Source organism: Pseudomonas sp. FW305-28 (assembly GCF_017351395.1).
GTDB classification, from domain to species: domain Bacteria; phylum Pseudomonadota; class Gammaproteobacteria; order Pseudomonadales; family Pseudomonadaceae; genus Aquipseudomonas; species Aquipseudomonas fluorescens_AA.
Genome location: NZ_JACNDD010000028.1, coordinates 1 through 12663, shown reverse-complemented (window position 1 = coordinate 12663; position 12663 = coordinate 1). Strand labels below are relative to the sequence as shown.

Below are 12663 nucleotides of genomic sequence, written 5' to 3'. Positions count from 1 at the left end.
CGAGATGAAATGGTTATTCCTTTCTTTGCCAGTTGAGATCAAAAAAAGTATCACCCGAGCAGCAAATAATTTTTGTGGGGTCAGGCCGGGGAAAGCGTCACCCAGTAACCGCTCAAATGACCGGTGACCAGGACCGGGTAGGTTTGCACCAGCATGTTGAGCGTGCGCTGGGTATCGCTGATGGGAAACGCGCCGGACACCCGCAGCTCGGCAATGGCCGGGTCGCAACGCACGAAGCCGCGGCGATAGCGCGCCAGTTCGGCGACGAAATCCGCCAGGCGCATCCTGTCGGCCATCAGCATGCCTTGGGTCCAGGCGCTGGCGTTACGATCTGTCGGGGTCAACGGGCCGAAGGCCTGGGACGAGAAGTCGGTACGCTGTCCGGCGTTGACGATGAGCGGCGCGGCCTGGCGAGCCTCGGTCAATTCAATCCGCACTGCGCCTTCGAGTACCGCCAGATGGGTGCGCGATGGCAGTTGGCGCACGATGAACCGCGTACCCAGGGCCTGCATCCAGCCCTCGCGGGTGCTGACCAGGAACGGTCGGGCCTGGGGTGAGGCATCCGGCGCGGTCTGCACCAGGACTTCCCCTTCGCGCACATGGAGGAGCCGCTGGCGGGTGTCGAACAGTACGTCGATGGCCGTGCCGGTATTGAGGGTGAGGTGAGAGCCGTCGGCCAGGGTCAACTCGCGGCGCTCGCCGATGGCGGTGCGGTAGTCGGCGGACCATTGCTGCGATTGCGCCAGTTTCCAACTGCCCCAACCGACAGGCACCGCTGCCAGCAGCAACGCCAGTTTGCCGAGGGCCGCGCGTCGTTCGGGGCTGCTTGGGCGATCCAGCGCCGACATCGCCAATGCGCGTGGCAAGCCGCCGAGCTTGCTTTGCAGCAATTGCGCACGAGACCAGGCCCGGCCGCGCTCGGGGCTGCTGGCCCGCCAGCATTCCCATTCGGCGCGCTCGGTGTCACTGAGGTCGCTTTCGCTCAAGCGCATCAGCCATTCGGCGGCTTCTTCGAGGACCTTGGGGTCGAGCGGCGGCTCACGGCGACGAGTGAGCATTCATTCCACCAACATCAAGCACTGCACGAATGCCTGCTTCATGTAGCGCTTGACCGTGATCAGCGAGACGTTCAGCTGTTGGGCGATGTCGTCGTATTTCAGGCCGCCGATTTGCGACAGCAGGAACGCCCGCTTGACCGGCGCCGGGAGGGTGTCGAGCATGGCGTCGATTTCGTGCAGGGTTTCCAGCACCAGAAAGCGCAATTCCGGGGAGGGCACTTCCTGGGCCGGCAAATGCGCGAGCGCCTCCAGGTAGGCACGTTCCAGGGCCTTGCGCTGATACCAATTGATGAGAATGCCCTTGGCCACGCAGCTCAGGTAGGCCCGGGGCTGGTCGATGGCCGTGACTTGGGAGGCGAGAATGCGCGTGAAGGTGTCTTGCGCCAGGTCCGCCGCATCCATGGCGTTGCCCAGCTTCTTCTTCAGCGTGTTGTACAGCCAGCTGTGATGGCCGGCGTACAGGTCTTCGATCACGCGCAGATGCTGGTCGTTGTTCGCGGGCAGGGTTTCGCTCATGGCTGCGACTTTTTTGCAATTGAGAAGTATTCCCAATGCTAAAGGACAACTTGCTCGCGACGCAAGCGGCATCGACTGGGAGCGAGCTTGCTCGCGATAGCGGTGTGTCAGTTTGCGGGGATGTTGGCTGTGCCGGCGCCATCGCGAGCAAGCTCGCTCCCACCGTTTTCGGGATGATGATGAGATTGAGATACACCCCGAATCCCCTGTGGTAGCGAGCTCCCACAGTTTTTTTTGAGCGTTCACAGATCAGGCGTCCACCATCGATCCTCTGTGGGAGCTGAGCTTGCTCGCGATAGCGGTATATCAGTTTGCAGAGATGCTGGATTTACCGACGCCATCGCGAGCAAGCTCGGCTCCCACAGTTTTTTGAGCGTTCACAGATCAGGCGTCCACCATCGATCCTCTGTGGGAGCGAGCTTGCTCGCGATAGCGGTGTGTCAGCTTGCGGGGATGTTGGCTGTGCCGGCGCCATCGCGAGCAAGCTCGCTCCCACCGTTTTTGAGCAAAGCCCTGAACCATCCCTCAGGTGCGCGGCAGGTGCGCCAGCGCGGCCGCCAGGGTGTCGATTTCAGCTTCGGTATTGTAGGCGTGTACGGAGGCGCGGCTGACTTCCAGCAAGTCGCGTTGCTGCATGTCGAGCATCGTCGAGCGGAACGTCGATGTGCTGACGTTGATCCGTTTGGCCTGGCCCGCCAGCCATTGCTGGACCTGGGTCGCGCTGCCGTGTCGGTGAGTGAATGTGACGATGCCGGATTGGAGCGTGCCCTGGTCTTGAAGCGTCACCGTCGAAATCGCCGCCAGGCGTTCGCGCAAATGGCTGGCCAGGTGTTGGATGCGCTGCCACATCGGCTCGATGCCTTGGGCCAGAGCATATTCCACCGCCGCGCCGAGCCCCAGCTTGGCCGCCACGTTGCATTCCCAATTCTCGAAACGCTTGGCATCGCCACGCAGGCTGAACGTGTCAGGTGTTTGCAGCGAGGCGGCATGCAGGTCCAGAAAAACCGGCTCAAGGTTCTGGCACAGGGCCTTTTCGACATAGAGAAAACCCATGCCCCTGGGGCCGCGCAGGTACTTGCGGCTGGTCGCGGCGAGCATGTGGCAGCCGATGCGTTTCACATCGATCGGCATTTGCCCGACCCCTTGGCAGGCATCGAGCAGAAACAGCACCCCGGCGGCCCGTGCCAGGGCGCCGATCTGTTCGACGGGTTGGACCGGTCCGCCGTTGGTGGCAATCACCGGCAAGGACACCAAGGCGACGCGATCATCCTCCAGCAGCGTCTTGAGGGCCGGCAGCGACACCTGGCCGTGCTCATCGTTGGGAATGATCCGCAGCTCGATACCGCGGAGTTTCTTCAGTTGCAGGTAGGGGATGTAGTTGCCGGCGTATTCGGTGGTGGACGTCAGCACCACATCGCCGGGCCGCAGCGGCAATGAATAGAAGGCCATGTCCCAGGCGCGGGTGGCGTTTTCGATTACCGCGATTTCGTCGGGCTGGGCGTTGATCAGGCGGCCAATGGCGTTGTAGACATTGTCCAGCGCCGCGGCCTGTTGCCCGGCGGCCTCGTAACCACCGAGGCGCGCCTCCCGTTGCAGGTGGTTGGTCACGGCCTCGATCACCGGTTCAGGCATCAGTGCCGCACCGGCGTTGTTGAAATGGACCAGATGCGCGACACCGGGCGTATCGGCGCGCAGTTGTTCAACGTTCAAAGGGAAACTCCTTGATCAGTCCCCGGGTGGGGCGGGGCTGGCTTGCAGGCTCGCGGGCCAGTACCGCAAGGCAACGATGGGAATCAGGGCCAACACATAGGCCAGGCAAACGAACAGGTAGGTGTACTGCAGACCGTAGACCTGGCTGAGCAACCCACCGGCCGAGATGCCCGCGATCGAGGCGAATTGCGCGGTGCCCTGGGCAATGCCCAGCACCTGGCCTTGGCGTGCGCTGTCGGCGGATTTCGAGATCAGCGTCATCAGCACCGGTGTGGTAGCCCCCAGCAGCACGCCCCAGATGAAGTAGACGACGACAAAGACGATGGCATTGCGCGTGACCCCCGCCAGGGCAGTCAGGGCGATGCAACCGAGCACGATGTAGATGATGCGGTGCAAGGTGTCCTGCTGGGTACGGTGCTCGAAATAGCGCGACCAGGCGGTGGCCGAGAGGATGAAACCCAGCGCCAGCAAGCCGTAGCATAGGCCGACCACCGAGTTGCTGACGTCGAATACCGAGCTCACATACAAGGAAAATGAGGTCTGTGGCAGCATCCGGGCCAACAGCAGGATGCCCATGACCCACAGCAATGACAGCAATGGCGATCCTTGCCAGACACTGTCGGTACGGCTCGCTGTCGTCGGGGCCTGGCTGGTCGCGGGTTTTTTCACCGGAGGCACGTCCGGCAAGGTCACGGCGGCCACCACCGTGCACACCGCGCACAAGGCCGAGGCAATGATGTTGATCCAGAAGAAGGTGGCGTAGTCGAGGATCAGGCCCCCGACCACCGCGCCGAGCAATGAGCCGACGTTGGTGGATATTTGCAGGATCGCGAACAGCCGCGCCCGTCGCGAGGGGGCTTCGATGCTGACGCCATAGGCCTGGGCCGGGGCGATGTACCCGGCAAAGGCGCCCTGCAGGAAGCGCAGCACCAGGATGATCCAGATATCGCTGCACAGCGCCAGCCCGAGCTGCGTCAATGACAGGCCCGCCAGGGCGCGGATCATCATCAACTTGTGACCGTAGCGATCACCGATACGGCCCCAGAAGGCGCTGGTCAGAATGATGCCCAGCATCGGGCCGACATACACGGCGATGCTGGCGAAGCTGAAGACCGACTCCGAGGACGTCAGCCCGCGCAGGTGGACCGGCCAGAACGGCCCGCTCATTTCCATCGCGCCCATGGAGATCAGTTGGATCGCGAATAGAAGGTAAATCAGGATTCTGACGTTCGAACCCTGGATGGCACCTGCGTGGGACATGACTCAGCCTCGGTGGTTAAACGCTCGCAAGCGGGTTGGTCAGCGTGTGCTGTAAACGATAGTTGGAGTACTGCAACAGGTGCATGCGCAACAACGATCGGGTCGGCCACGGGTCCTGGATGAACGCCTGGCGTTCGGTTTCCCACAATGGCGCGGCGACACGCTCGCGCACGGCTTCGAACGCCGCCTCGGTTTCCTCCCGCAGCACCCTCCACAGTCGCGTGTCGTCCAACCCGTATTCCCGTGTCAGCCACAAGGCGATCTCGTGCAGGTGGGTGAGGAACGCCGCGTCGAGTACGAACATGCGCACCGGTTCGATATCTTCCACGAACACGGTCGGCAAGATGCCCGGCTGCACATGAGGTTGCAAGGTGTACCCGCGTTCCTCCAGCAGGGGCGCGTAGGTTCTGCCATCGCCGAAATCGCGGATCAGCAGGCTACGCGCTGTGCCATCGGGGGCAAAGAGCACCATGGTGTTTTGCTGATGGGCTTCGAGGCCGATGCCGTACATCAGGTAGATCGCGACCACTGGGCGGGTGACCACGGCGGCGTACTGCCGGAACCAGTCTTCAACGCCCTGGGCCTCGGCCCGAACCCCATCGCGCTCGATCAGGTCGGTAAATAGCGGACGGCCGCCGGGCAGGCGGGTGAACAACGAGGCCACGGTGATGGGCAGGCAGTCGTCGTTGCGTTCGAACGCCGCTCGGCTGGCGCGATAGACCACTGACAGGTGTCGTCCGGGAGCATCGTCCTGGGTGATCGCGTTGCGGTACCGCACGCCGATCTCTTCCGGGAAGATCTCGAGGCGCTGGTCGAAGCCGTTTTCGGCGGCGAGGATTTTCGTGATCACCGTGCTGATCCGCGGGCCCATGTGGATCGACTTGGCTTGCAGGCTGCGCAGCTCGCTGGTCATCCACACGGCGATGGGCAACTTGATCAGCGGCGCGGTCTCGTCCAGCACCGGCATCATGGTCCGATAGGACATGGTCGGCAGGGTCTGGAGGTCGGGGCCCTCGGTGATCAGGATGCCAGCTTCGATTTCCGCGGCAAAGGTCTTGAGTACGTAGGCCTGCAGATGCCAGGCATGGATGGGCAGCGGCAGCCATTGGTTTTCGTCCAGGCCCTTGGCATTGAGGGCGGCGGTCCACTGTGCCCATTGCGCCGGGAAGTTACTGGCGAACCAACGGTGGTAGCTGGTGACGTGGGGCATGCTTTCACTTTTGGCCATGTCGGCGCGCAATGCGGCGATGCGCAAGGGGACCTGGGCGTTGAACTCGGGGGACAGTTGTTCGACTTCCGCATCGCTGAGACCTGGACGGGATTTCCAGGTCGGATAATACGGATGGCCTTCCAGCGACCCCCATTGGTCCAACAGGATCGCGGCGTCCTTGGTGCTGGTGTGTTGGCGCAGGTAGTCGGTCAGGCTGGCGAGCCCGTGGCTTTCGGCGGCCTGGGCCAGGCGCGCGTTCCATTGCTGGCGATGCTGGCGGGCGTGGGCATCGTTCATCAGGCTGTTTTCCATGTCCGACTTGAGGCCGGCCACGCCTTCGTCGCTGGGTTCGAAGTCGAAGCTGTCGCGCAGCACGTCCAGCAAGTCCTGATGGCTGTGAATGACTTGGCGTACGCCTTCGTCGGTCAGTAGGGCCACGTCACCGTCACTGATCAAGGTGTCGGCGGGGGCCAGGGTAATCTGCGAGAAAAACAGCTGGGCCCGTGCATTTTTCAACGGGTAGGTCGCCTCGCTGCCGTCCGCGGAAAAGCTCAGGGCCGAACGGTCCAGGATGTTCTCGGCAAACAGGCAGCGAACCAAGCGTCGCATGGCGTTTTTGCGTGAATAAGTGACCAGTGTCTTGAAGTCATCCATATCGGTATCTGCTCGTCGATGAATAAGGAAGAGGGTGAAGCCCGGTTCAGGCCGAACGCGGCCAGTGGGTCGGGAAGTAGTCCAGCGCCGAGTCGCGCAAGCCTTCCATGTAGGCGATGCTCCACTGCAGGACTTCCTCGATGTAGGGGACTTTCAGTTCGAAACGCTTGGCCATTTCCACCAGCAGGACCAGGCCATAGGCGACGTCTTCATTGAAGGCTCGGCTCTGGCGCTCGATGACATAGCCGGGGCGGTTGCCGTCGGCCGGTACCATGGGCGCCAGGATGTCGTTGTAGGCGCGGTTGGTGCGTAGGATCGATAGCATGCTGCTGCGGTCGCGGATCTGCTCGCCGTAGGCCTCGACGATCTCCTGTTTCAAGGACTTGACCGAGGACAGGTCCACGCCCATGCGCTGGCTGATGACTGCGCACAGGTTCTGGCTTTCTTCATCCATGCGTTCGAGGAAATAGGCGCCCAATTCCGGACACTCGGTCCACCAGCACAGGCGTTGCGGGAAGATCTTGCGGTGCCACTGGCCGTAAGGGCCGATCAAGCCGTAGATCACCGAGCTGTGCATGATCGGATTGCCCGGGGTCAGGGTGATCTCCAGGTAATGGTCGAGCAGGGTCACGCAAGGGCCGTACAGCCTGCTGAGCATTTGCTGGAGCTGCTGGCGCGACGCCTGGGTTTCCCGGGCGTGGGTGGCGACATACAACTGGCTTTTGCCGCCGCCCATCTTCACCGAGCGTCCGGGTTTCAGGTCGAACGCCGTGTGCGGGACGTCCTTCATGCCCCAGATCACCAGGTTCGGTTTATCCGCCAGTGTGGCTTGGGCCAGCCAGTCGAAACCGCAGAAGCCTGGAATGGCACCGACGTACACCGGCTTGGTCGTGCTCAGGTACGGTGCGATGTCCTGCAGGACCTGCGGCCGGGCATGGGCCGGCACCGTGATGATGACGATGTCGGCGTCCTCGACGGCGACTTTTGCCTCGGTGGTCACCCGGTCCGGCCGCGCGCTCAGCGTCGAACCATCGGGCATCAACGCCTGAATGGGGGTTTGGCGGGCGTGGAGGTCGACGATGTCCTGATTGCTGGTGAGCAGCGACACCTGGACATCAGGCAATTGCTTGAACAGGACGGCATTGAGATGGCCGGTTCTGCCACCGCCGCAAATGGCGACTTTCAGCACGTTCATGAAGAGGCGTTCCTGTGTGGGTGGAGGGTCATGCGACGCTCAATTGCAGCGGCGCAGAACTGGATTCCAGCCATTGGGTCTTGCCCAGCCAGCCGTCCAGTTGCACGGCGACGCCTGGGTCGAGCAAGTCGCGCTCTTGCAGCCATTGATCGTCGAACACGGTGTGCAGGTACTTCTCGCCGCCGTCGGCGATCGGGACCACGACATTGCCGGTCAGCACACCTTTGTGAATGAATTCCAGGGCCTTGAAAATCGCCCCGCCGGTAGAGCCGCCCACCAGCAGCCCCAGGTTGCGAGCGATATAACGGGCGGTTTCGAAGGCTTGGGAATCGGTGACCTGGACGCCCAGGTCGATGCAGCTGTAGTCGAGCACCAGGCCCACGGTGTCGCCGGCCGGGGTACCGGTGCCGGATTGATAGTACGGGTAGCCGGGATGACCGAAGACAATGGAGCCGGCGGGTTCCACGGCGACGGTCACGGTGTCGGGGTTGTGCAGTTTCAGCCCGCGGGCGATGCCGGTCATCGAGCCGCCGGTGCCGACGCAACCGACGTAGGCGCCGACCTTGCCTTCCACCTGGGCAATGGTTTCGCGGACGAAGTCGCTGTAGCCGCCGGCATTGGCGGCGTTGTCCGACTGGTTCATGAACACCGCTCCTGGGATCTGTTGCGCGAGTTCGGCGGCCATCCGTTGGCGCTCGACTACCGCGACTTCATCCTCGCGATAATGGCCGGCGACAAATCGAACGTCGGCGCCCAGCGCTTTCATGACGGCGATCTTGTCCTGGGCGGCATGGTGGTCGACCACGGCGATAAAATGCAGGCCGAATTCGACAGCGGCCATGGCCAGGCCGATGCCGGTGTTGCCGGAAGAGGACTCCACGACCACGCCGCCGGGCTTCAAGCGTCCGGACTTGAGCGCGGCCAGTACCATGTTCCGCGCCATGCGGTCCTTGATGCTGCCGCCGGGGTTGTTCTTTTCAATCTTGAGCAACAGCCTGGCATGAGTGTCGGGTATATCAATGCCCAGCATGGGGGTATTACCGATCAGGTCGGAAACTTTATTAAGTATCATGTGAAGTACTCCCTTTAGCAGTCAGGTGAAAACGCGTAGTGGCCTTGTGTACAACAAGTCGCCATTAATCGACGGGGTAGGGGGTGACGATGGAATTCATTTTCCAGCAAATCCATCTGATAGCCGGCGGTATTGGCGTAGATCAATAAGTCGCCGGGCTGGGGTAAATATTCGAAGTTGATAAGGCGATAACTGATGACGTCATCATCCAGGCAACTATGGCCGGCGATGTATGCTTGAGTCGGGTTATGGGGCGATTGCGTTGCGCTTATCAAGATGGGATCGACCAGATATTCAGACGCGAACCAGGTTTCACACGCGCTGAAACTACTGCCCTCGACGAAGATCACGGTTTTATTGTCGGCCAGCTTTTTGGTGCGGGTCACTCGAAATACCGAGATGGCGGCTTGATCCACCAGGCTTCGACCGGGTTGCAACGACAAGGTGATATTGCGTGACTTTAAGTAATTCGCTATCGAACGACCGGGTGAATGATCGGATTCCAGAAAAAGTTCCAACCACTGGCTGGCTGTCAAACTGCCGCCATAGGGATAAAACGACTCGGGCACTGAATGGTTGTAGTAATGACCGGGTTTATTGTCGTTCTGCAGAAAACTGTTATAGATCTCGGGATCGACATAACGAATAGGCAGCCCTCCACCCATGTCGATCATGCTCGGAGCCAAGCCCATCTCGTGCGCCGCCTCGACAAAGGCGGTCACCTCTCGGAAGGCCTGTACCCGGGTTTCGTACCCGTAGCCGCCTAGATGGAAATGGAAGCCTTCGAAGTGAAAATGTTCGCCTTCTTCGGTCAATTGTCGCAGGCACTCCAGCAAGTCATCGGTGCCCATTCCGAAACGGCTCGCCAGGCAGCTCTGCGGCCGGTAACGCAGTAAAACCCTGGCCTGTAAGGGAGGGCGCGTGGCTTTTACCAGCGCTTTGAGATGAGCGAATTCTTCCAGCGAATCCACACAGATCAGTGAGCCAGCCTCTACCAGTGCCCGGTGGAAAACAGCCGTTTTGGCCGGCCCCGTTGCGCACAAAAGCGCTCCCGGCGTGCCGGCGCGCCGGGCCGCATTCAGTTCGTGAATGCTCGATACATCGACGCCGATACCCAAATCTTCTGCCGTGCGAAGCAGGCATTGGGACTTGTTGGCTTTGGCGCCATAGAAGATGACGTGATTCACGTCGTATTTCTTCAACACGCTCTTCAGCGCCGTTGTATTGGCTTTAAATGCATGGGGCCACATCAGGTTCAGGGGTGATCCGTGTTGTGAAACAAGTTCTATAAGTCTTTGTGAATGATCCTGAATAAATTGTCCGATCGCCGGGTCGAGTAGGGGTGTCAACAGTGTGGGTTGATGCACTTTGGTTCGGTTGTTGGATATTGGCGTGGAAACATTAGGCATAGTTAACCCCTGGCGTCGAACATGCCATTTTTTATAGTTCGACAACCGCTGTTGTCGAGGCGGATATAAAACGTCCGTTTCAGGCTTAAGAAATTTCCGTATTTGGCGGTGTAAGCCAAACGAAGCCTGAAGATAAAATCATCAGGCCGGACGTAATAAATATTTCACAAAGCACGGCATAAGAAACCCATTCCCTAAGGTTTATCCGAAGAGCGGAGCAGCCTCCATCGACGGATGGCGCGTCCGTGTTAAATAGCCAATGAATGGCATTCAAATGACATCACCGCTATGCACTTCCTGTGATGACAAAGACTTCCTTTGATGATTGGCTTGCATCAGCTCGATGGCGAGAACCATATTGCTAACGCGAACGATTATCAAGTAAGGTTTTCAAAAATTTTAAATAAATACTCGCTGAACGAGCGTGCATAAGCGCTTGTTTGCAGGTGCTTGTAAGCGTTCTTGCGCAGTTGAAGAAGTACCTTAATGCCTTGATGGAAAAGGAATTAAGGAGCGCTGGAACAGGCCGCAGCCGAGACCGGGATTTCCCTGCCTGAGGTACATGAAATTTTCGCTGATCACCACTGACGCATACCCAGGAGAGCTCCATGACAACTGAACGCCCCCATACCGTCGCCACGCTTCCCATCAGCTACCTGTTCGTTCCCGGCAACCGCCCCGAACGGTTCGCCAAGGCGGTCGACGCGACGCCGGATGCGATCATTCTCGACCTCGAGGATGCCGTTCATCCCGACAGCAAAGCCGCGGCTCGAGCGGCCATTTGGGCTTGGCAGGAAAGCGTGCCGAGTGTTGCTTGCCAGCGCTACATCCGCCTGAACAGCGTTGACAGCACCTTCCTGCGCCAAGACCTGACATGGCTGGGAGACATGCGCTATCCCGAGCGTTGCGCGGGGATTTTCTTGCCCAAGGCGCAGTACGGCGAGGCCTTGTGCCAAGTGGTCGAGCAGTTGTTGGCGTGGCAGCCCGAGTTGCAGATCGTCGCCATCATCGAGACGGCCAAGGGCCTGCAGCAGGTCGAGACGATTGCCGGCATTGCCGGGCTGTCGCGCCTGGCGTTCGGTTCGCTGGATTTTTCCCTCGACATCAACTGCAGCCAGGTGCCCGAGGCGTTTCTGTTCGCCCGCAATCGGATCGTGCTGGCATCGCGCACGGCCGGTTTGCCTGCGCCGATCGATGGTGTGACACCGGCCATCAGCGACCTGGCGATGGTCAATCACGATGCGCATTACGCAAGGTCCCTGGGCTTTGGCGCCAAGCTGTGTATCCATCCCGCGCAATTGAACACGGTCCAGCGGGCCTTCCTGCCCAATGCGGGTCAGCTGGCCTGGGCCGATCGCGTGATGCGTGCCGTGGCCAGCGGCTCCCATGCGGTGCAGGTGGACGGCGAGATGGTGGATCTGCCGCTCATCGAACATGCCCAGCGCCTGCTGGACGTGGCCAGCCTCTACGCGGTGCCCGCCAAGGCGGACGCCTGCTGAACCCGCTGCCGACCAGGAGATTCGCCATGGAACACCAGGGTTATCAGATTGCGCTGCGACCGCTGTGCGAAGTGCTGCAATCGGAGCACGTCGATCCGGCCAATGTGCAATGGCTGCGGGAGTCGATCATCCGTGCCGGGCATTGGCTGGAGCCGATCATCGTCGAGCGTTCGCGAGGCATCGTGATGGACGGCAATCATCGCTTCAACGCGGCGTTGCAATTGGGCTTGAAGCGGGTCCCGTGCATCCAGCTCGACTACGCGGATCCGCGGGTGTGTGTGCGGCATTGGCAGACCGGCAAGGCGTTCGAGGTGGCGCGGATTTTCAGCACCATCGCCCGGGGCGAGCTGTTCCCCTACAAGACCACGCGGCACGCGTTCGACCCGGCCCTGCCCGTCGTCGCGATACCGCTGGAACGCCTGTATGCCTGAGGGATCCGGCGCAGTCTGAAAAATAATCCCCAGGAGGTGATACTTTTCCGCAGGTCGACTGGCAATAGGAGTGATTACCATTTTCTCTCGTTGGAAAGGATCCTTAAGCCATGTCTGTTGCACGTCGACCTTGTGGTGAGTCTGCGTTATCCCTCGCGATTCGTAACGCCACGCTGAGTTTCATTCTGGTCGCAGGAAGCGCCACCGCCTGGGCGGCAACCCCCGGACAGGCGCCTGCCGCCGATACAACCCAGGACGCCTCCAAGGGCAACGGGCAAGGCTTGACCCTTGACGCCACCACCATCAGCGGCACCCACAACGACCCAGGCGCACTACCGCCCGTGCTGGCCGGCGGTCAGGTGGCGCGCGGTGCACGCTTGGGGATGATGGGCAACAAGGACGTGATGGACACGCCGTTCAGCGTGACCAGCTACACCGAAAAGACCCTGGCCGACCTGCAAACCGTGACCGTGGCCGACGCCCTGCAACGAGACCCTTCGGTGCGCTCGACGGGGCAGGTGGGCGGCATCGTCGATTCGTTTTTCATCCGTGGTTTTCCCATCGGCGAGGGCAACCTCGGTGAGTTGGCCTACGACGGCGTATACGGCGTGGCACCCAACTACCGGGTCTTCACCGACTACGCCGAACG

The 12663-nt window shown here is 60.8% G+C and carries 11 protein-coding genes; 3 read left to right on the top strand and 8 right to left on the bottom strand.

Annotated features, from left to right (window positions below; translation table 11 throughout):
• Window positions 1-80 precede the first annotated feature (80 nt).
• From J4E53_RS09155 to J4E53_RS09120, 8 genes are all read right to left on the bottom strand, one after another.
• Window positions 81-1058 carry a FecR domain-containing protein gene (locus J4E53_RS09155; RefSeq protein ID WP_103308543.1) on the bottom strand — a complete coding sequence of 326 codons (978 nt, stop codon included), beginning with the start codon at window positions 1056-1058 and terminating at the stop codon, window positions 81-83.
• A complete protein-coding gene (locus J4E53_RS09150) occupies window positions 1059-1574 on the bottom strand; it encodes a sigma-70 family RNA polymerase sigma factor (protein WP_092256337.1) in 516 nt (171 codons plus the stop codon).
• Between the two features lie 525 nt (window positions 1575-2099).
• Complete coding sequence (locus J4E53_RS09145) at window positions 2100-3284, bottom strand: aminotransferase class V-fold PLP-dependent enzyme (RefSeq protein ID WP_103308541.1); 1185 nt, start codon at window positions 3282-3284, stop codon at window positions 2100-2102.
• A 15-nt stretch (window positions 3285-3299) separates the two neighbouring features.
• Window positions 3300-4544: an MFS transporter gene (locus J4E53_RS09140; RefSeq protein ID WP_103308540.1), complete on the bottom strand. Its 1245-nt coding sequence runs from the start codon at window positions 4542-4544 to the stop codon at window positions 3300-3302.
• Window positions 4545-4560: 16 nt separating this feature from the next.
• The gene (locus tag J4E53_RS09135) at window positions 4561-6408 is read right to left on the bottom strand and encodes an IucA/IucC family siderophore biosynthesis protein (RefSeq protein ID WP_103308539.1); all 1848 of its coding nucleotides are present in this window, start codon (window positions 6406-6408) and stop codon (window positions 4561-4563) included.
• A gap of 46 nt (window positions 6409-6454) precedes the next feature.
• A complete protein-coding gene (locus J4E53_RS09130; RefSeq protein WP_060742740.1) occupies window positions 6455-7603 on the bottom strand; it encodes an NAD/NADP octopine/nopaline dehydrogenase family protein in 1149 nt (382 codons plus the stop codon).
• A gap of 28 nt (window positions 7604-7631) precedes the next feature.
• Window positions 7632-8675: a PLP-dependent cysteine synthase family protein gene (locus J4E53_RS09125; protein WP_060742739.1), complete on the bottom strand. Its 1044-nt coding sequence runs from the start codon at window positions 8673-8675 to the stop codon at window positions 7632-7634.
• Between the two features lie 14 nt (window positions 8676-8689).
• Window positions 8690-10084 (bottom strand): alanine racemase, encoded by a 1395-nt coding sequence (locus tag J4E53_RS09120; RefSeq protein ID WP_103308538.1) that lies wholly within the window; start codon window positions 10082-10084, stop codon window positions 8690-8692.
• Window positions 10085-10692: 608 nt separating this feature from the next.
• Here J4E53_RS09120 and J4E53_RS09115 point away from each other — a divergent pair.
• The 3 genes from J4E53_RS09115 to J4E53_RS09105 form a co-directional block, all read left to right on the top strand.
• Window positions 10693-11583: a CoA ester lyase gene (locus tag J4E53_RS09115; protein ID WP_103308537.1), complete on the top strand. Its 891-nt coding sequence runs from the start codon at window positions 10693-10695 to the stop codon at window positions 11581-11583.
• Window positions 11584-11609: 26 nt separating this feature from the next.
• Window positions 11610-12014 (top strand): ParB N-terminal domain-containing protein, encoded by a 405-nt coding sequence (locus J4E53_RS09110; RefSeq protein WP_060742736.1) that lies wholly within the window; start codon window positions 11610-11612, stop codon window positions 12012-12014.
• Between the two features lie 110 nt (window positions 12015-12124).
• A partial coding sequence (locus tag J4E53_RS09105) for a TonB-dependent receptor plug domain-containing protein (protein WP_207268128.1) occupies window positions 12125-12663 on the top strand: 539 nt, incomplete at its 3' end.

Bases quoted from the DNA above. Each gene is read 5' to 3' on its own strand.
- J4E53_RS09155 (WP_103308543.1), bottom strand. From the start codon at position 1,058: ATGCTCACTCGTCGCCGTGAGCCGCCGCTCGACCCCAAGGTCCTCGAA.
- J4E53_RS09150 (WP_092256337.1), bottom strand. From the start codon at position 1,574: ATGAGCGAAACCCTGCCCGCGAACAACGACCAGCATCTGCGCGTGATC.
- J4E53_RS09140 (WP_103308540.1), bottom strand. From the start codon at position 4,544: ATGTCCCACGCAGGTGCCATCCAGGGTTCGAACGTCAGAATCCTGATT.
- J4E53_RS09135 (WP_103308539.1), bottom strand. From the start codon at position 6,408: ATGGATGACTTCAAGACACTGGTCACTTATTCACGCAAAAACGCCATG.
- J4E53_RS09130 (WP_060742740.1), bottom strand. From the start codon at position 7,603: ATGAACGTGCTGAAAGTCGCCATTTGCGGCGGTGGCAGAACCGGCCAT.
- J4E53_RS09125 (WP_060742739.1), bottom strand. From the start codon at position 8,675: ATGATACTTAATAAAGTTTCCGACCTGATCGGTAATACCCCCATGCTG.
- J4E53_RS09120 (WP_103308538.1), bottom strand. From the start codon at position 10,084: ATGCCTAATGTTTCCACGCCAATATCCAACAACCGAACCAAAGTGCAT.
- J4E53_RS09115 (WP_103308537.1), top strand. From the start codon at position 10,693: ATGACAACTGAACGCCCCCATACCGTCGCCACGCTTCCCATCAGCTAC.
- J4E53_RS09110 (WP_060742736.1), top strand. From the start codon at position 11,610: ATGGAACACCAGGGTTATCAGATTGCGCTGCGACCGCTGTGCGAAGTG.